Source organism: Sulfitobacter sp. M39 (genome assembly GCF_021735935.1).
GTDB lineage: Bacteria > Pseudomonadota > Alphaproteobacteria > Rhodobacterales > Rhodobacteraceae > Sulfitobacter.
Map to the genome: position 1 here is coordinate 1,098,539 of NZ_WMDZ01000001.1, position 19,464 is coordinate 1,118,002.

The following is a 19,464-nucleotide window of genomic DNA, read 5'->3' on the forward strand; positions in this document are numbered from 1 at the left end:
GCTCAGACCCTCCACCGGCGAGCGGCTTGCACCATGCCGCCCAAATTTTCTGACGGCGGCGCATTCGGTGCCCATGAGCGGGATTCAATCTGTGCCTCGGAATAGGCGGGCCGCGTGACCGCACTCAATTCATAGAGCAGCGCCGCGTTCACCGTTCGGATGAGGGCATTGTGCGTCCCGTTCGCCGGATTGTGGCCTTCATCCTCCACCGTCTCAGCATCCTTAACCGCGCGTTCGGGCGGGATACGAAAACCCGGTGAAAGCCCCATGATAAGGCCAGCGGCCAATGCGGCCAGAAAGTCGCGGACCCATGACACCTCTTGCATCTCAAGCGTGATCGTCGCCACGAAACTCAGGGCTTCATCGCTATCGGTCAGGTCTAACGTGCCCGCACCGCGAGATGCCAGCGGGCGGTCATAGGAATGGCCGATGAGAAAATGAATGTCCTCTTGAGGCCGGTCCACCCGATAGGAAAACGCCCGTGGTGCGATGATTTCTTTGCGCGGTCGGCCCGTGCGCCCGCCATCCGATAGGACAGCGGGCACGCCATAGGGAAAGCGGCCATGAAGCGCCAACGCGCCGGTTGCCCGCTTGCGGACCTCAAGCCCGCCTTCATGCCCGCCCCAGAGCATTATTCCACGCCCGTCAGGATACGGGTTTGGACCGCGCGGCTCACCGTCACGTCCATCGTGGCCAGCGCGGTCAGGCGCAGCGCACCGGATTGCGCGTCACTGTAGGGGTCACGGATGAGGTCAATCGCCCCCCACGTTCCGACAAAGAACGGGGCCACCCCGCCCGCCGTGGTGGTCAGTACCGCCTTGGACGCGGCTGGCGAGCCGGTCGGCGCGTCCAGAGCATTGTGCGACATCATGACCTCGCCAAGCGCATCGCTCATCCGGTCCCATTCGGTAACGCCGGACCCTGCATCCCAGATCGCCGCGTCCATCGCGTCCCAGACTTCGGGTCGGATGAGGGCGCGCACATCGCCGGGGCCAGTCGCGGCGTTGCCGGTCAGAAAACCCACAACCTCAGAACGGATAGCGCCCCACGTCGCGGCGGCACCCACATCGACCTCCGAAATGCCCCAGGCGGACGCGCCTGCGAAAAGCCCGGTCGGCTCACCGGCGGACCCGCTGCCAAGGAACACGGCACGGTCGAGGGCTTCCTCAATCGCGCCATTCATGTCGCGGCGCACCGCCTGTTCCAAACCAGCGCCCGATTGTTTGAGCGTCTTGCGGGTCAGGCGCATCTGGACGCCAAGGTTGTGATCCGGCTTCAAGGGCCGGTCGAGGGTGGTATAGGCGGCGGGTCCGGGCACATTGCCGGTCTCGCCATTGGCCCAGCCAGCCGTGACAGCGGACGTGGTGACAGGATATTCCATCTCACCCACGCCCACGTTCACCATCTGCCCGCCCATGCGCGCGGCCACGGACCCCGCAAACAGCCGTTCGATGATAGGCGCGGTGCGCATCGGGTTCGGGGTGCCCGCCGCGACGGTTTCGCCCGCGCGGGTTTCCAAAGCGCCCCACGGGATAGGCACGCCACGATAGCCACCATGCGACCGCAGTTCGGACACGACCTCAGCCGTCCGGCCTTCAAGCGCGCGCCCCTCATCGAGGGCCAGCGCCACCTGACGCATCTCGAAACCGGCCATGACCTCAGCCCATTCCGTATCGGAGCGGGTTTCCAGTTCTGCGCCCGCGTCCCGGCGTTCTTCATCCTCAGCGATGAGCGCCGCGCGGTAGCGGGCCTCATTCGCGCGGTATTCCGTATCGAGGGTTTCCATCGACCGGGTTTCATCTTCGGAAGGGCTTTCCTTGCCCACCAGCACGGCGAGTTCCTGACGGATTTCGCTTTGGCGGCGCTGGATTTTCACGGAGTCCAACATTTTGCATCCTCGCTTTCGTTGGGGTTGTGCTGCATGTCGCGCAGCAATTCGCGCCACCGGGCGCGGTCGGGCGGAAGCGGCTTGTGGCCAACCTCCAAACGGGTTTTGCGGGCGTGACAGCGGGCGCAAAGCACCTGTAAATTGGCCAGCGCATAGGAAATGTCCGGGCGGTCGCGGACGGGTAAGATATGATCGACCTCAAGCCGCCGCCGCGCGCCACATCGGACGCATTGCCAGCCATCACGCTCAAGCGCCTGCATCCGCAGAGCCTTCCAACGCGGTCCCCGGCATACGCGGGCGCTGTGGCGCTTGTATTCATCCCGGCGGCGGCTCATTGGGCACGCCCCTGCACGGTCCAGAACCGCAAATCGCCGTCCGGGTCCACGCGTGACACGCGGATCACGTTCAGCACATCATCGCCAACCTGCACCCGGTCGCCGGGTGTGGGCGTGATCGTCAGGCCGTCCACCGCCACCAGCAGCTTCACATCATCGGCCTGCACAAAACCGCCACCCTGACCTTTCAACTCATCGTCAAAGGACGCGACAAAGCCGGTCGCGGCCTGTGGCGTCACTGGCCCCGGCGTGGACCCGCCACCGTCATCAGACACAGGCGCGCCTTGGCGCAGGAATGTGACCGCGCGGCCATGCCGTGCGATGAGGCGGCTTGCAGTTGCGGTTGTCATCCCCATGCCACACGCCCCCCGCGTCCCGTGGGCCTGCCCATGATCCGGGCACCCTCGGAAACCGCCAAAACCGTCGCAGCGGCGGCGTCGATCCGGCCCTTGGACCGGGCCTTGGCCAGCTTGAGGTTGTTTGCAGGGTCGCGCAGGGTGACCGCATCGGCGAAGGCGCTGCGCAATAGCAGCGATGGCGCAGCCTGCACCTTTCCATCGAAACAGGCACGGCGGAACCGCTCACAATCCTCGCCACCGTCTCGAAAGCCCTGACCGCGCCAGACAATCGGGGCACGGATTCCGGCCGCGTCGATTGCCTCGCCAAGTTCGGCTTGCTTGTATCGGTCAGCCGTGACCGCCGCGACCGGCTCACCGTCCACATGCGCCATGATTTCGGCCAGCCAAGGTGCGACGGGCACCGTCTGATCGCCCAGCGTGTTCAACTCCGCGCGGTCGCTCATTTGCACATAGCGGTCACCAACTCCGTCAGACTGGCCACGGTCCAGCAGCGTCGGCTTGGACGGAAAGGTGCCAAGGGCCTCAAGCCGCCCGGTGTCGGGCCAATAGAACGCTGCCGCACTCATCGAGGCACTGCCCCCAAGGTCGATCCCGATCACAACCTGGCCCCGCCGTTTGGGCAGGCTGGACACCTCGCAGGAAAGCCATTCATCGACCGTCAGCAACAGGTCGCGGGTTTCACCACTCACCCGTTCATTGCGGTTGTAGAGGCGATATGAGGTCAGTGTTGACCCGCCCCGCGCAATCGCGCGCTGCGCTTGCCCTTGCAGCCATTCGAGGCTGGACCCGATGCCATGAACCGCGCCGGGGTTCGCGGACTTGAGGCTTTCCAGATCGTCAGCAGGAAGCCCCGGCGGCGGGCGATGCTCTTGACGGTAAACGCCCTCTTGCTCTTGATCCAGCCACACAGAAAACGGGTGCGCATCATCCGGCGCGGACGTGGAAATGATGATCGCGCGCCCCCCGCGCTTGCCCATACCGGACAACAGCGCATGTTCAAGCGCATCGCCGTTTTCCCCGGCCCAATGGCCCCGCTCATCCATCAGCACCAGCGTTGGCGCAGACCCCAGAGCCGTCTTACCATCCGCTGCAATGGCCCGGATGAAATGCCCGCCACCGTCGCCCTCATATTCGATTTCAAGGCGCGGGCTGCGCCGGATCGTGAATTGCTTTTGCTCATCCTCTATCAGCGACAGGATGAAACCGGCCACGAAGTCGAAGGCAATCCGCGCTTGATCCCGCGTCCGGGCCGCGATGAGGATCTCCCGGCGGGGTTGCCGGTCCCAGACCCCCATGACCGCGCCAAGGGCGATACCCGCCGAAAGCGCAGACTTGCCATTGCCTCGCCCGATGGACAGCACCGCGACGTTAACGCTATCCGCCAGCGCGCCCTTCACAAATTGCCGCTGGTACGGAGCCAACTTCACAGGATCGCCAGCTTTCGGCCCCTCTGGTATTGCGAGGCTTTCAAGGAAGCGGATTGCCTTATTGCATGGTTTCATCAATGCTCCTCCGAAACTGAGGAAATGCAATGACTTGGATTGAGTTAGCCGAAAATTTCCAGACCGCGATAGTAGGGGTCATTGGTTTCTCGGGCGTGATAACCGCCCAGTTCGTGAATGCTCGTCTCATTCGTAAGCGAGAAGAAATAGCTTCTGCCGCTCGCCAAAAGGCAATAACAGCTTTAGTCCGGGCTGAGTTGACAATTATGAAAGAAGCGTTTCTTCGGCCTGATCCAAATGAGGAAAGAGAGGCGGGTAGCCTTTCCAGATTGACTAAAATGAAGCGCAAAGCAACGCCACAAATTATGGCTGAGCTAGGATATCTGGATCCGCTGCCCTTACAAAAAATTCTGTATGTTATGTCGGCAATCGACGCCGTATATGACAACCTCACGATTATTGCTGATAATGCAACAGAAACGCATATCGATGTGAAAAATGAGCGCTGGAATTTAGCGGCTGGCGCCATGAATAATCTCGGCGAAAGGATCGAAGACGCGCTCAAACTTTTGCCAAAATAGGATCCAAGCTCACTCAGCGCGAAGAGATAACTCCCCCCCGCGACCCCCGGCCCATTTAGAAAGGAGGGCATTGGAACCAATTTCTTGACGCCTGTTTGCATGCCTGCTAATGCTGAGGGCAGAATTAGAGAGCCACCAGACCTAACGGTCTTTTGTGGAAGGTTGGCAGAGTGGTCGATTGCACTCAGTTTAGACCTGAGCAGGCCTTTCGGGGTCTCGTGGGTTCGAATCCCACACCTTATTCGCGGCCCGCTCCCGACATCGGTGAGCGGGCCGCATTCGTTTGCCGCGATAGGACCATTCATACCGAAACCCCCACGGCTCGGCATTGGTCCGGTGTGACGGCGTTTGCGGCAATGAGTTCAAGTGCCAACGGGATAGGGCAGTGACGGGCAACTGAGGCGTGACCGTTGGCAATCGCCCGCGCATAGTTCGCTTTGATCGCATCCGCCGATGTACCGTTCCCCTGCGATGATCCAGCGGGCGCATGGTCCAACCAAGCCCGCGCCTTGAGCCAATTCGCAGAGTGCTTGAGATACATCGACCCGTTGCCCTTGTTCTCGGCAGCATAGGCTTTGGCCCCCGCGATAATCGCCGCAGGGTCAGCGCCATCCGCTACAGCTTTGGCAAAGGCCTGTTCGGTCCCGTCTCGGTCTTTCGGTCGGGGGTATGCCTTCCACAACTTATCGAAAGCCGGGTGTGTGTGCTGGGCGGCGTCAGCCGTACACACAGGTTCTTGGATGGTTAAAGGACGGTTTGGGTGCATGTCCTGCACGTCTTGAGGTGCATGTCCTGCATGTGTGGAGTGCACGTCCTGCACGGGTGCATCTCCTGCACCCGTTGTATCGGCGACCTTAGAGCGTTCGGGATTGGTTGGCTCAAGTGCCTTTATCGCGTGGAGGTTCAAGCGATATTCAATGGTGAAACCGTGCGCGCAGCGGCGGGTTCCTACCTCTGAGATAAGGCCCTGTTTGGCCAAATCATCAATGCTGACCTGCACTGTGCGCTTCCCCATTTCGAGGTCGCGGGCCATTGTCGCCTTGCTGGTCCACACGCCTGACCCATCATCGCTGGCACATGACGCCATGAACATGAGGATGCCCTTGCGGGTGGGTGATCCGACCTTTCGTTTCTGCACAAGGGCGCTAACGATATTGCTCATGCCACCACCCCGCGCACGCTGAGAAGTAGCAGCTCAGGGGGTTTGACAAACGGCGTGTAAGCCTTTGATCTTCCGAAGGGAGTTTGACAGTTTTCTGGCAGGTAAGGACCTGTTTCCAATGTCAAAGGGTCGGATTGAAAATCCTCGTGTCGGTGGTTCGATTCCGCCCCTGGGCACCATTAATACTCCCCCTTGAAAATTTTTCCGTCATACGCGGTCAACGCTAGCTCCTTCCGCTTCCGATGACCCTCCGGCTTGCACTTTAGGCTTCTTGGCGCGAGGCTGCGATCGTGGGCGTTCGCTTTGGGAGAGGCGGCGTGGACAGTATATTTGGGGGAGGACAGACCGATGGCGGTTGATGCGGGGCGGTTGACGGATTTTGCGACGGCTATTTTAGCGCATGCTGGGAAGGATGCAGGGCGGGCGGCGAAGGTTGCGGCGCGGTTGGTGGGGGCTAATCTGGCGGGGCATGACAGCCATGGGGTGGGGATGATACCCGCCTATGTGGACGGTATTCTTGCAGGGCAGTTGGACCCTGCGGCCGATATCGAGCTGGTGCAGGACAAGGGGCCGTTCCTCTTGGTCGATGGGCACCGTGGTTTTGGGCATATCGTGGCAGAGCAGGCGATGACGCTGGCGATTGACCGTGCGAAGGCCCACCATTTTGGGATGCTGTCCTTGCGCAACAGCTTCCACCTTGGGCGGTTGGGCGACTGGGGCATCATGGCGGCGGAAGCGGGGTTCATCTGCATCCTTTACGCGAATGTTCAGTCCGCGCGCCCCCTAGTGGCACCCTTCGGCGGCAGTGATGCGCGGTTTGTCACCAATCCTTACTGCACGGCGATACCGGCGACCGAAAAGCATCCGATGTTCGTGCTGGATATGGCGACCAGTACCATCGCCATGGGCAAGGCGCGTGTGGCTCAGCTTAGCGGCAAGCCCGCGCCCGAAGGGGCGTTGATTGATGCGCAGGGCAATGCCACGCGCGATCCGTCGGTGGTGTTTGACGGTGCTGGCGGGGCGTTGACGGCCTTCGGCCAGCATAAAGGGTTCGGGCTTGCCTTGCTGGGGGATATCTTGGGCGGATCGTTCAGCGGGGGCGGGGCCTATGCGCCCGAGCGCGAGGTGCCCGACCGGATCGTGAACAACATGATGGCGATCTTGATCGATCCGAATGTCTTTGGTCTTGCGCAAAGCTTTGGTGTGGATGTGGACAGCTATACAGATTGGGTGAAAGCATCCCCCGCAGCGCCCGGAACGGCGGGGGTGCAATTCCCCGGCGACCCCGAAAGGCGCAGCACGGCAGAACGATCGGCCAAGGGTATTCCGCTGGATGCAGGCACATTGACGCAACTGACGGCGGCGGCGCGAAAGGCGGGTGTTCCAGCGTCAGAACATCTCTGCTCTACCTCTGATTGACATCACTCTGCGCTGACGCGCCTCTCGCGGTCTTTTGTTGACTCAAGGAAAGGCGGGCTCTTATCCTCTTCCACAGGGCGGAACCACGTTTCACAAGAAAACGGGCCGCTAACCCTGCCGTAGACGCGAATGTTTAGCGCCGCAGGATTTTCTGGGAGGAAAGATATGAACGTATTGAAAACGACGGTCGTGGCATTTGGGTTCACGGCTTCTATGGCGGCTGCGCAGGATCTGGATCTGCCACGTCAGCTGAGCTGGACAGCCTATGACACAGGGTCGGCGGGCTATAATCAGGCCGTGGCAATCGGTGCTGCGTTGCAAGATGCCGCGGGGGTGAACTTGCGCGTGCTGCCGGGCAAGAACGACGTGTCGCGCACAGAGCCCTTGCGCCAGGGGCGGGTTGAATTCTCGGCCACAGGTGTGGGCGGTAGTTTTATGGCGCAGGAAGGTGTGTTTGATTTCGGCGCTGAAAACTGGGGGCCGCAGCCGATCCGCGTGCTGCTGGCGAACAACGGTGGCGCGATCAACCTTGCGGTCGGTGTCGCGGGCGATTTGGGAATCGAGACCTATGCCGACCTCAAGGGGAAGCGCGTGTCCTATATCGTTGGTGCCCCTGCGTTGAACGTGAACACCGAAGCCTATCTGGCCTATGGCGGCCTGACGTGGGACGATGTGGAGCGGGTTGATTTCGGCGGGTTCGGCGCGAGCTGGACCGGCCTGATTGAAGGGCAGGTCGATGCGGCTTTTGCGTCGACCAACTCGGGCAAGGCATATGAGGCCGAAGCGGGGCCGCGCGGGCTATTCTGGCCGCCGGTTGACCCCGATGACGCCGAGGGCTTTGCCCGCATGCAGGAAATTGCCCCTTTTTTCACGCTGAACAAAGCCAAGGTTGGGGCCACCATCGACGGGACCGACGGCTATCAGGGCGCGGGCTATGCCTATCCGGTGCTGACCTCGATCGCGGCCACGGACGAAGCGCTGGTCTATAATATGACCAAGGCAATGGTAGAGCTGTTCCCCAAGTATGATGGCAATTCCCCCGGCATCGGTGGCTGGGCGCTAGACAAGCAGAACATGGAATGGGTGGTGCCCTACCACGAAGGGGCGATCCGCTATTTCGAAGAGGTGGGCGCTTGGTCTGACACCTCGCAGGCGCATAACGACACACTTGTGAAACGCCAAGAAGCGCTGGCAGCGGCATGGGAAGCGACGAAAGCGTCCAACCCCTCTGACTGGGAAGCCGCCTGGTCCGATGCGCGCCGCAAGGCCTTGGCAGACGGCGGGTTCTCTGTCGTTTTCTAAACCTTTCGCAAGTTCGGTGCGGGCTGGTCATGGCACCGGCCCGTTCCTGCTGTGCCGCTAGCCGGCCCGTACCCCCTAATATGAAAGCGTTTTTATGACCGATCCCGATACATCGCGCGCCCCGCAGCCGAAGTTCGAGGAGGTGGCGATTGACGGTGCCACCCCGGCGGAGCGTATTTCGGGGTTGGCACGTTGGGTCGTGGTGATCACCACGCTGCTGTCGCTGGTGCTGGTGGTGAACCAGCTGTTCAACCTTCAGCTTTTCGGGATTGTGCTGATCGACGGGCGGTATCTGTATATCCTCGGGGGGATGTTCCTGGCGCTGACATTCCTGATCTTTCAGGCCCGCGGCGGCAAGGGGGGGGAGCCGACACTACTGGACTGGGTCCTGTTTGCCGCTTCGGTCGGGACCACGGGCTATCTGGCGCAGACCGCGCAGCAGAACCTTTCGCAGGGGTGGGAATATGCAGCACCTGAAACGGCGCAATATGTCTCGGTCATATTCTTCTTCCTGATCCTGGAGGCAACGCGGCGGGCAGGGGGGCTGGTGCTGTTCCTGATTGTCACGCTCTTTGCGTTCTATCCAACCTTCGCGGGCCACGTGCCTGACCCGTTTTCGGGCTTTCAAAGCACGTTCCTGCAAACGGTGCCTTACCATATCTATTCCGCCGAAAGCTCTTTCGGCATTCCAATGAAGGCGTTCGGCGGCGTTGTCATCGGCTTCATACTGTTCGGCGCGGTGCTGCAACGAACAGGCGGCGGGCAGTTTTTCAATGATCTAGCGCTTGGGCTCGTGGGCGGCTACCGCGGGGGCGCGGCGAAAGTCTCTATCTTTGCCAGCGGCTTTATGGGGTCGATGTCCGGCTCTGTCATTTCGAATGTCTTGACCACGGGGGCGGTGTCCATCCCCGCGATGCGCAAGACCGGGTTCTCGGCCAAGACCGCCGCCGCGACAGAGGCCTGCGCCTCGACTGGCGGGGTGTTGATGCCGCCGATCATGGGGGCGACGGCCTTTGTCATGGCGTCCTTTCTGTCACGCCCCTATGTCGAAATCGCACTGGCCGCCGCCATTCCGAGCATCTTGTTCTACTGGGGGCTTTTCGCGCAGATCGACGCCTATTCCGCGAAACGCGGGCTGCGCGGGTTGCCCAAGCCCGACCTTCCGCGCCTGCGGCAGGTGATGATCGAAGGCTGGCCCTATATCTTCGTTTTCGCGCTGTTGCTTTATATGATGATTGGGCTGCGCAAGGAATCCTCTGCCCCGTTCTATGCCACGGCGCTGCTTTTGGTGGTGAACCAGTTCCGCGCCAGCCATCGTCTGAATCTGAGCCGCCTTGGCAATATGATCGTCGGTGTCGGCATGGGGCTGTCAGAACTGACCGCGATCCTGCTGGGCGTCGGGCTGATCGTCGGGTCGTTCTCGGCCACGGGGCTTGCGGGCACATTGGTGAACGAGCTGGTGTTTCTTGCCGGCGACAGCACGTTGATCCTGTTGCTGATGGGGGCGATCACCGCCTTTATCTTCGGCATGGGGATGACGGTGACGGCCTGCTATATCTTCCTCGCGGTGGTGCTAGCCCCCGCGCTTGAGGCCGGCGGGCTGAACCAACTGGCAGTGCATCTGTTCATTCTCTACTGGGGCATGGTTAGCTATATCACACCTCCGGTAGCCCTTGGCGCTTTTGCGGCATCAACCATGGCCGGGTCCAACCCGATTGCCACGGGGTTCGACGCGATGCGCCTTGGCGGTGTCATCTATATCGCGCCCTTCTTCTTTGTGCTGAACCCTGCGTTGATTGGTCAGGCCCCCGCGTGGGAGGTCGTCGTAGCGCTGAGCTGTGCGATGATCGGGGTGACCCTTATCTCGGCGGCGTTGCAGGGGTACATCAGCCTTGTCGGCCCGATTGAAGGCCGTGGGGCGCTGCCGATGCGGGTGGCGCTGTTCTTTGGCGGCGTGCTGATCGCCATGCCGCAGAACGATCTGGCCGGTTTGGGCTACAGCCTGTCCTTTCTCATCGGGGTCGCCCTTTGTGCACTGCCGATGTTGCGGGCGTGGCAGGCGACCTCCGCCGCGCGCGTCACCCCCTAAGAAATCGGCAGTGGCGCGCGCTTGCCGCGCGTCCGGTCAGGAAGCTGTGTTCGTGACGGCTATATTTTGAGCGATCCCAATCCTCAGTGCTAAAAAATGAGGCGCAGCCAGTGGTCTGTCCCGCGATATGCCATTTTTTCTAGCGACTCCGCCACTGCCCTAGGCATCTTGGCCTTGTGCCGAAACAGGCAACACCGTCGCACGGCCAGCGATCCTGGCAGATGTAACAAGCCATGCGACGATCACAACAATATGCTGCGCCTCCTGTCTAACGTGCTTGGGGGCCCCGGAAAAGTGCGTTCTGACGCAAGGGGTAGCAGCGCCAACAGGGGATAGAAGATGACAACATTCACCAAACTCGCCGCCTGCGCGACCGCCGCATTGATGGGCTCCACCTCGCTGGTGATGGCGCAGGACTGTGCCGATCCGGTCAAGGTCGGCGTGCTGCACTCGCTGTCGGGGACCATGGCGATTTCCGAGACGACGTTGAAAGACACCATGCTGATGCTGATCGACGCGCAGAACGAAAAGGGTGGCGTATTGGGCTGCGAGATCGAGGCGGTCGTGGTTGACCCTGCCTCCGACTGGCCCTTGTTCGCAGAGAAGGCGCGCGAGCTGCTGACCGTAAACGAGGTCGACGTGATCTTTGGCAACTGGACCTCTGTGTCGCGCAAATCCGTGCTGCCCGTGATCGAAGAGCTGAACGGCCTGCTGTTCTACCCCGTGCAATACGAGGGCGAGGAATCATCCAAGAACGTGTTCTACACAGGCGCCGCGCCCAACCAGCAGGCGATCCCTGCGGTTGATTACTTCCTCGAAGAGCTGGGGGTCGAGAAATTCGCCCTGCTCGGGACCGACTATGTCTACCCGCGTACCACCAATAACATCCTGAAATCCTATCTGATGTCCAAGGGCATTGCCGAAGAAGACATCTTTGTGAACTACACCCCGTTTGGCCACTCTGACTGGGCCACGATCGTGGGCGATGTCGTGGCACTGGGCCAGGACGGCAAGCAGGTGGGCGTTGTGTCGACCATCAACGGTGACGCGAACATCGGTTTCTATAAAGAACTCGCCGCGGCGGATGTGTCGGCGGATGATATCCCCGTCGTTGCCTTCTCGGTGGGCGAGGAAGAGCTGTCGGGCCTCGATACATCGAACCTTGTCGGGCATCTGGCGGCGTGGAACTACTTTATGTCCGCAGACACCCCTGCAAACGCTGAATTCATCGAACAGTGGAAAGCGTCCATCGGCGACGACAAACGCGTGACCAATGACCCGATGGAGGCGCATTACATCGGCTTCAACATGTGGGTGAATGCGGTTGAACAGGCTGGCACCACCGATGTCGATGCCGTGCGCAGCGCGATGTACGGGCAGACCTTCCCGAACCTGACCGGCGGCACCGCCGAGATGCTGGTGAACCACCACCTGTCCAAACCCGTGCTGATCGGCGAGATCACGGCGGACGGTCAGTTCGACATCATCAGCCAGACCGATCCGGTGCCCGGCGATGCCTGGACAGACTTCCTGCCCGAAAGCGCTGTGCTGACTTCGGATTGGAGCGAGCTTGAATGCGGCATGTACAACACCGAAACGGAAACCTGCGTTCAGCTGACCTCTAACTACTGATCCTGAACGCCGGGGCGGGCAGGCTGACTGGCCGCCCCATCACCTTATTTTCCAGATTTACCACAAGGGTTCCCTATGTTCCGCCACCTGTTAATGCTCCTCTGTTGGGTGGGCATCGTGGGAACGGCACAGGCGCAAGATTTGCAGCCCGTGCTTCAAGCTCATGCCGATGAAATTGCCAAACCCTCGCGCAGCTCTGTCTCTGTCGCGCTGGATGATCTGGTTGCCTCCGGTGCGCCGCAGGTTAGTGCCTTTCTAGAGCAATGGCAGGACAAAGGGGTCTGGCAGCGCGACGCGGATGGGTTGTTCTTTTTCGGGACTGAGACAGGCGATGATCTGGCCTTGCGCGATATCGACAGCGATGCGGAAAGCACGGCACCTGCAAGCGGGTTTTCGCAGCTGAAACCTAATGGCGGGGTGCGCCGCCTAATCGGCACCGCGCTTGTGCAGTTCCAACTGACCGACCCTGATCTTGCACGCCGTCAAAGTGCCGTCGATTCCATCGCCCGCCGCCCAGAGGCGGACCAACTGGCCCCCCTGCGCGCCTCGATCGAGGCAGAGACAGACGCGGCGCTGAAGGCCCGCAAGATCCAGCTGGCCAACTTCCTCTCTGCCAGTTTTGGTGACACAGCCGCCGATCGTATCGCGGCGATCACGTCAATGGCCAGCGATACCTCGATCGAGGCGCGGGCGGTGATGAACCAGATTCTATCGACCAAGATGGCGACCCCGTCTGAAACACCCAGCGGCAACGTCGCGCGGGTGCTCACACCGGGGGAGGATATTTCACCCGATGCGGCCTATGCCCAGCTGGTCGCGGCTGATCTGGCCCCAGCGCTGGTGCCCCCCGCCGCGATCCGCGACGCTTTGGCGGCGAACGTTGTCAACGGGCGTGTGGGTGGCATCCCGACAGCGCGGCTGAATACCGATGCGGCGCGTGCGACCGCCTATGCCGCACTCGCCGCTGCGGGCACCGTGCCGCCGGTGGTGACTGCGCGGGACCAGCAAGATGCCATCGCGGGCATGACGTTCTACGAGGTGTATGACGAGCCCGACAGCGCCGTCACAGACGCCGCGCGGGCCGCGCTCGACAGTATCGAGACCCGTGTCGCCGCCGCGCAAACCGTTGACCTGACGTTGGACGCGCTGTCGCTCGCGTCGATCTATTTCCTTGCCGCTATCGGCCTTGCCATCACCTTCGGCGTCATGGGGGTCATCAACATGGCCCATGGCGAGTTTATCATGATGGGGGCCTATACCGGCTATGTCGTGCAACTGTTCGTACCCGATTACACGCTGTCGATCATCATCGCCCTGCCGCTGGCCTTTGCGGTAACATTCGCCGCCGGTGTCGTGATGGAGCGGTTGGTGATCCGGCATCTTTACCACCGTCCGCTGGAGACGCTGCTGGCGACTTTCGGCATCTCTATCGCGTTGCAGCAACTGGCCAAGAACATCTTTGGCACGCAGGCGCGCCCGCTGACGTCTCCGGCTTGGCTGGACGGGGCGTGGGTGATCTCGGATGTGATCCAGATCAGCTATATCCGCATTGCGATTTTCGTGCTGGCGCTGCTGTTTCTGGGTCTGATCCTGTTTGTGCTCAAACGCACGCGATTGGGACTAGAGGTGCGCGCCGTGACGCAGAACCCCGGTATGGCGGCCAGCATGGGGATCAACCCCGACCGGATCAACATGATGACCTTTGGCCTTGGGTCCGGCATCGCGGGTATCGCGGGGGTGGCGATCGGGCTTTATGCCAAGGTCACCTCCGAGATGGGGGCCGATTACATCGTGCAATCTTTCATGACCGTAGTCGTGGGCGGCGTTGGTAACGTCTGGGGCACGCTGGCCGGGGCCTCGCTTATCGGGTTCCTGCAAAAGGGGATCGAATGGTTCAACCCGTCCAATACCCTCGCGGCACAGACCTATATGGTGCTGTTCATCATCCTGTTCATTCAATTCCGTCCCAAGGGCATCGTTGCCCAAAAGGGCCGGGCAGCGGCGGATTGATCCATGCGTAAAACATTCCTTTCCGAAAATCCTTCCGTCCTGTGGTTCATCGCGCTGCTGGGGCTGTTTACCCTCGCGGTCGCGATCGGGTCAGAAGCGACGGGCACCGGCCTTATCTCTACCTCGATGGTCAAGACCCTGGGCAAGACGCTGTGCCTGTGTCTGATCGCCATCGCGATGGATGTGGTCTGGGGGTATTGCGGTATCCTGAGCCTGGGGCACTTCGCCTTCTTCGGCATCGGCGGCTATGCCATCGGAATGTGGCTGATGTATGCGCGGACCGAAGGCATCGTCCTGTCAAGCCTCGAAGGTCAGGTGATCCCGCCCACACCGCAAGAGGTGCAGGACGCCATTGGCAACCAGATTTTCGGCGTCGTTGGCAGCTCTGACTTTCCGTGGCTCTGGGCCTTTTCCGACAGTCTGTTCCTACAGCTGCTGATGGTGGTGATTGTGCCGGGGCTGCTGGCGCTGGTCTTTGGCTGGCTGGCGTTCCGCAGCCGTGTCACGGGCGTTTACCTGTCGATCCTGACGCAGGCGATGACGCTGGCGCTGTCGCTGTGGCTGTTCCAGAACGACAGTGGCCTGCGCGGCAACAACGGGCTTTCCGGTTTGCAGAATATTCCGGGGTACGAAGACACCTCGCAGGCGACCATCAGCCTTGTGTTCTTTATGGGGTCGGCGCTGGCGCTGGCACTTGGGTATATCCTCTTTGCATGGGTGGTATCGGGCAAGATGGGCAGCGTGGTGCAAGGCATCCGCGATAACGAGGCCCGCGTCCGCTTCCTTGGCTACCGTGTGGAACGCTACAAGCTGTTCATCTTTACCCTGACCGCCGTGATCGCGGGTATCGCCGGGGCGCTTTATTACCCGCAGGCCGGCATCATCAACCCGGCAGAGATCGCGCCGATTGCATCGATCTATCTGGCGGTCTGGGTCGCGATTGGCGGGCGCGGGCGGCTTTACGGCGCGGTGATCGGGGCGGCATTCGTATCCTTGCTGTCCAGCTGGTTCACGGGCGGCGGTGCCCCTGCCATCGATCTGGGGTTCTATACGATCCTATGGACCGACTGGTGGCTGGTACTGCTTGGCGTATCCTTTGTTTGCGTCACCTTGTTCTTTCCCAAGGGGATCGGCGGCCTGTTTGATTATCTGGTGAGGAAACCGTCATGAACGATACCCTGTTAGAAGTCTCCGGCGTGTCGAAATCCTTTGACGGGTTCAAGGCGATCAACAATCTGTCGATCCAGATCGCAGAGCCCGAGCTGCGCGCTGTGATCGGGCCGAACGGGGCGGGCAAGACCACCTTTATGGACATCATCACCGGCAAGACGCGCCCCGACAGCGGCCATGTCGTCTGGGGAGAGCGGAATATATCGCTGCTTGGTATGTCAGAGGCGGATATCGCGAACGAAGGGGTGGGGCGCAAGTTTCAGAAACCCACCGTGTTCGAGGCGCAGACCGTGCGGCAGAACCTTGCGATGGCGCTGAAGAACCCGAGGGGGCCGCTGGCCGTCCTGCTACACCGCAAGACCCCGTCCAACGCGGCGCGGATCGAAGGCATCGCGGCAGAGATCGGCCTGACCGAGAGCCTGACCCGCATTGCCGGAGAGTTGAGCCACGGCCAGAAGCAATGGCTTGAGATCGGCATGCTGCTGGCGCAGGAGCCGCGTCTGTTGCTGGTCGACGAACCCGCCGCCGGCATGACGGTTGAGGAACGCGAAAAGACCACCGATATTCTGAAACGTGCTGCCAAGACCCGCGCCGTGGTGGTGGTCGAACATGACATGGAATTCGTGCGCAGGCTCGACTGCAAGGTCACGGTGCTGCACGAAGGATCGGTGCTGGCCGAAGGCAGTCTTGACCACGTGACATCCAACCCGAAAGTGATCGAAGTTTATCTGGGGCGCGGCCATGCTTGAAGTTGAAAATCTGGACCTGCACTATGGTCAAAGCCGCATTCTTTACGAGGTGTCCTTTCAGGCGCCCAAGGGGCAGATCACGACCTTGATAGGCAACAACGGGGTGGGCAAGACCTCCACCCTCAAGGCGATTGCCGGGCGGCATCCGGCGTCGGCGGGCACGATCGCCGTTGACGGGACTCCCGTACGTTTGACCACGGCCTTTCAGGCGGCGAATGCGGGCATTGCCTATGTGCCGCAGGGGCGCGAGGTTTTCCCGATGATGACGGTGGAGGAGAACCTAGAGACGGGGTTTGCCTGCCTGCCCAAGGCCGACCACCACATTCCAGATCACATCTACGACCTGTTCCCTGTCTTGCGGGAGATGAAAGCGCGGCGCGGGGGCGATCTGTCGGGCGGGCAGCAGCAGCAGCTTGCCATTGCGCGGGCGCTGATCACGCGACCGCGGGTCTTGTTGCTGGACGAACCGACTGAAGGTATCCAGCCCAATGTGATCCAGCAGATCGGGGATGCGCTGCGGTTGCTGCGCACCCAGGGCGAGATGGCGATTGTTTTGGTCGAACAGAATGCCGATTTCGCCTATGCGCTGGGCGACAGCTTTATCGTGGTCGAAGGCGGGCGCAACGGGCCGCGCAAGCTGAAGGCCGATTATACCAAGGACATGCTGATCGCCGATCTGGCGCTTTAGGCCACCATCGCCACGTCGGGGCCTTCGGTCGAGGGGCAGGTGAACCAGAACACGGTTTCCTCCCCCGGCACACTGTCGAACCCGATTTCCCCGCCCATGGCCTCTACCAGATGGCGCGAGATATTGAGCCCAAGCCCGGTGCCGCCGCGCTGTCGTGTGTTCGATGCCTCGGCCTGCGAGAACGGCTGGAAGATGCGTTCGCGGAACTCCTCCGAAATGCCGTTGCCCAGATTGGTGACAGAGATTTTGGTCATGTCGCCCAGGGGTGTTGTGGTCACGGTCACGGCGGTTTCGGGGTAGGCGAACTTGCAGGCATTGGACAAGAGGTTGGTCAGCACCTGCATGATGCGGTTCTTGTCGGTCAGCACGTGGTGATCGGGATCAGGCGTGTCTACGTTGATCTCGACCTTCCATTCGCTGGCATAGGGTTCTACCTGCTCGGCGGCGAGGGTGACGATATCGCCCAGATTTTCCGGTTTCGCCACAACGGTCATGCTGCCTGCGTTGATTTTTTCCATGTCCAGAATGTCGTTTACCAGCGCGACAAGCCGGTCGCAGTTGGCCGTGGCGATCTGCACCAGACGCACCGCGCCGGCATCCGGGTCGTCCTGTGTCTGGGCCTCAAGCAGCCCCAACGCCCCTTTGATCGAGGTCAGCGGCGTACGCAGCTCGTGACTGACGGTGGCGACAAAGTCGTGTTTCATCTGTTCAAGCTTGTTGCTTTCGGTGATGTCGATCTGAATACCCAGCATCCGCAGGGCGCGCCCGTTCTTCGCCCGCTCTACCACGACCGCATCCGATTTGATCCAGCGCCAGTTGTCCTGACCAACGCGGATGCGAAAGCGGGCCTCGGCGCGGTCGGTCATCCCGTTCAGACAGGCGAGTTCGATCTTCTTGACCACCGCCGCATCGTCGGGATGCACATGCTGCATCTTATCGTAATAGGGGTTCTGACAGGCGGGGTCAGCGGGGTGGTGCATGATGTCACGCCATGTGTCCGACACCACAGATGTGCCATTTTCCAGATCAATGTCGAAGACGCCGATATGTGCACTGCTGAGCGCGAGGCTCCACCGTTGTTCGGTTTCCGCGATCTTGAGCGTGCGGCGTTCGCTGTCGGTGATATCGCGCAGCATCAAGGTGATACGGGTCTCTGCGTCGGCGGTAAGCCAGGTGTTCTTCTCGACCTCAAGCGTGCGGGGTTCTGTGGCACCGTTGCGGGGCGGCACGACGACCTTCGCCCCGCCGTCGGCACGGTGGATGTCGACCTCGGGCAGCAGATCTTGCACGAAGTCGCCCGTCGCGTCCTTGCGGTGCCCGGCCGCCATCAGATGCTGTCGCGCGGCATCGTTCAAATGCAGGATTTCCCCCGATTGCCGGACCGAGATAATCGGCAGCATTGCATTTTCGAGGATCGATCGTTTTTCTTGGTGTTGCGTCTCAAGCTCGCGGGTTTTGTCGGCCACCGTCTGGTTGATGGTCAGATTGCGTTTCAGGATCACCGACTGGATCATCAGGATCAGCGCGGCAATGGTCAATGACAGGGCCAAGACGACCCATTTCGCATTGTTTGGCTGGGCTGCTTCAAACGCGGGGGTGCTGCTCCATTGGATGGTCATGTCTTGACCATAGCCTTCATGAACGCGTGAAAACTTGAACTGAGGCACGTGGTCCGCATGTGTGCTTTCGGTGCCGGGCTGAAAGACTGTCCCGTCCGGCGCAGAAAAGAACACCTCGAGCTCGATAAGATCGTTTTGTGCTGGGAACAGATCGCTGAATATCTCTTGGACATCGACCATCGCAAAGGCGAGCCCCACAAACGTATCCTCGGGTTCGGGAAGGTTATCGGCGGGTACGGCGGGGCGCATAATGGGCTTGATGAGCAGCGCATGCCAGTGCGCGCCGTGCCGGGCCGGCGTCGTAGAGAGGGTTCGACCACTGTCACGCGCGGCAAGTGCGGTGGCCAGCAGATCGGGGTTGCTGGAGAAACTTTCCCCGACCATCCCGTCAAAATCATCCAACGGCGCAGCGTGACGGATCACAAAGTCGTCGTTGCTGCCACCTGGGCCAGACGTGGTTAATGTCGCGAATCCAATGGCATCAAGCACATACGACCCGTCAGCGATATGCACAGAGGTGGCATAGGTCTCCATATCCCGCGCCGTCACCAAATCAGACGCCGCAACGAAGCCGGCGACCCCATTTAGCGTCCTGCCATATTCGTCGGCACGCGCGCCCATCGAGGCAAGCCCTTGACTGACCATCGCATTAAACCGGTCCTGCGCTTGGACGTGCACGGTATTCTTGGCGACCGAAAAGAACAGAAAAGACAGGCCCAAACAGACGCAAAAGGTAATGAACTGAAAGGTGGCGAGTTTACGCGGAGTTGTCATCTTTGACCTGTCAATCAATCGGGCGCAGAGGCTCAGGCCCTGCCTATTTTAAAATTTCTATGTTCCTTAATGGTTTGGGAAACTGGCGGAATTATGGCGATGTTGCCAATTCCACACATACCCTTTGGGGTGGTGCCGTCTGCCAGCGGCGCTGCCTGAAAGGCCAATCGGGAACCCAGCGGTCTTTCGCTTCGTTGAGCCAGCGGATGCGGCGGTTCACCGCTTATGGTTTCGGTCGGCAGCAT

16 protein-coding genes and 1 tRNA gene are annotated in these 19,464 nt (G+C 60.9%); 10 read left to right on the plus strand and 7 right to left on the minus strand.

Annotated elements, in window-relative coordinates:
* Positions 1–2 precede the first annotated feature (2 nt).
* From GLP43_RS05375 to GLP43_RS05395, 5 genes are all read right to left on the minus strand, one after another.
* On the minus strand, positions 3–632 hold the full coding sequence (locus GLP43_RS05375) for an HK97 family phage prohead protease (protein ID WP_237278489.1): 630 nt from the start codon (positions 630–632) through the stop codon (positions 3–5).
* Positions 632–1,888, minus strand: coding sequence for a phage major capsid protein (locus GLP43_RS05380; RefSeq protein ID WP_237278490.1), 1,257 nt, complete (start codon positions 1,886–1,888; stop codon positions 632–634). Before GLP43_RS05380 ends, GLP43_RS05375 begins: the two co-directional genes overlap by 1 nt.
* Positions 1,873–2,148 (minus strand): HNH endonuclease, encoded by a 276-nt coding sequence (locus GLP43_RS05385; RefSeq protein ID WP_237278491.1) that lies wholly within the window; start codon positions 2,146–2,148, stop codon positions 1,873–1,875. Before GLP43_RS05385 ends, GLP43_RS05380 begins: the two co-directional genes overlap by 16 nt.
* A 71-nt stretch (positions 2,149–2,219) precedes the next feature.
* Positions 2,220–2,573 (minus strand): hypothetical protein, encoded by a 354-nt coding sequence (locus GLP43_RS05390; RefSeq protein WP_237278492.1) that lies wholly within the window; start codon positions 2,571–2,573, stop codon positions 2,220–2,222.
* The gene (locus GLP43_RS05395) at positions 2,570–4,084 is read right to left on the minus strand and encodes a terminase large subunit domain-containing protein (protein ID WP_237278493.1); all 1,515 of its coding nucleotides are present in this window, start codon (positions 4,082–4,084) and stop codon (positions 2,570–2,572) included. The genes GLP43_RS05390 and GLP43_RS05395 overlap by 4 nt, the downstream gene beginning before the upstream one ends.
* 29 nt (positions 4,085–4,113) lie before the next feature.
* Here GLP43_RS05395 and GLP43_RS05400 point away from each other — a divergent pair, with 29 nt between their 5' ends.
* Together GLP43_RS05400 and GLP43_RS05405 are read left to right on the plus strand one after the other, a co-directional pair.
* On the plus strand, positions 4,114–4,605 hold the full coding sequence (locus GLP43_RS05400) for a hypothetical protein (protein ID WP_237278494.1): 492 nt from the start codon (positions 4,114–4,116) through the stop codon (positions 4,603–4,605).
* Positions 4,606–4,761: 156 nt separating this feature from the next.
* Positions 4,762–4,848, plus strand: a tRNA-Leu gene (locus tag GLP43_RS05405).
* Positions 4,849–4,906: 58 nt separating this feature from the next.
* On the opposite strand, the gene GLP43_RS05410 is transcribed toward GLP43_RS05405, so the two are convergent.
* A complete protein-coding gene (locus GLP43_RS05410) occupies positions 4,907–5,767 on the minus strand; it encodes a helix-turn-helix domain-containing protein (RefSeq protein WP_237278495.1) in 861 nt (286 codons plus the stop codon).
* A gap of 348 nt (positions 5,768–6,115) precedes the next feature.
* Here GLP43_RS05410 and GLP43_RS05415 point away from each other — a divergent pair, with 348 nt between their 5' ends.
* The 8 genes from GLP43_RS05415 (at position 6,116) to urtE (ending at position 16,826) form a co-directional block, all read left to right on the plus strand.
* Positions 6,116–7,186 carry a malate/lactate/ureidoglycolate dehydrogenase gene (locus tag GLP43_RS05415; RefSeq protein ID WP_237278496.1) on the plus strand — a complete coding sequence of 357 codons (1,071 nt, stop codon included), beginning with the start codon at positions 6,116–6,118 and terminating at the stop codon, positions 7,184–7,186.
* Positions 7,187–7,351: 165 nt separating this feature from the next.
* Positions 7,352–8,488: a TAXI family TRAP transporter solute-binding subunit gene (locus GLP43_RS05420; RefSeq protein ID WP_237278497.1), complete on the plus strand. Its 1,137-nt coding sequence runs from the start codon at positions 7,352–7,354 to the stop codon at positions 8,486–8,488.
* Positions 8,489–8,582: 94 nt separating this feature from the next.
* On the plus strand, positions 8,583–10,577 hold the full coding sequence (locus tag GLP43_RS05425) for a TRAP transporter permease (protein WP_237278498.1): 1,995 nt from the start codon (positions 8,583–8,585) through the stop codon (positions 10,575–10,577).
* A gap of 339 nt (positions 10,578–10,916) precedes the next feature.
* Positions 10,917–12,209: an urea ABC transporter substrate-binding protein gene (gene urtA, locus GLP43_RS05430; RefSeq protein WP_237278499.1), complete on the plus strand. Its 1,293-nt coding sequence runs from the start codon at positions 10,917–10,919 to the stop codon at positions 12,207–12,209.
* Between the two features lie 75 nt (positions 12,210–12,284).
* Positions 12,285–14,219 (plus strand): urea ABC transporter permease subunit UrtB, encoded by a 1,935-nt coding sequence (gene urtB / locus GLP43_RS05435; protein ID WP_237278500.1) that lies wholly within the window; start codon positions 12,285–12,287, stop codon positions 14,217–14,219.
* 3 nt (positions 14,220–14,222) lie between these two features.
* Positions 14,223–15,389 (plus strand): urea ABC transporter permease subunit UrtC, encoded by a 1,167-nt coding sequence (gene urtC / locus GLP43_RS05440; RefSeq protein ID WP_237278501.1) that lies wholly within the window; start codon positions 14,223–14,225, stop codon positions 15,387–15,389.
* The gene (urtD, locus tag GLP43_RS05445) at positions 15,386–16,138 is read left to right on the plus strand and encodes an urea ABC transporter ATP-binding protein UrtD (RefSeq protein ID WP_005851852.1); all 753 of its coding nucleotides are present in this window, start codon (positions 15,386–15,388) and stop codon (positions 16,136–16,138) included. The genes urtC and urtD overlap by 4 nt, the downstream gene beginning before the upstream one ends.
* Positions 16,131–16,826: an urea ABC transporter ATP-binding subunit UrtE gene (gene urtE, locus GLP43_RS05450; RefSeq protein WP_237278502.1), complete on the plus strand. Its 696-nt coding sequence runs from the start codon at positions 16,131–16,133 to the stop codon at positions 16,824–16,826. The genes urtD and urtE overlap by 8 nt, the downstream gene beginning before the upstream one ends.
* On the opposite strand, the gene GLP43_RS05455 is transcribed toward urtE, so the two are convergent.
* Positions 16,823–19,219 (minus strand): ATP-binding protein, encoded by a 2,397-nt coding sequence (locus GLP43_RS05455; protein ID WP_237278503.1) that lies wholly within the window; start codon positions 19,217–19,219, stop codon positions 16,823–16,825. The two genes, urtE and GLP43_RS05455, sit on opposite strands and share 4 nt — an antisense overlap.
* Between the last annotated feature and the right edge of the window lie 245 nt (positions 19,220–19,464).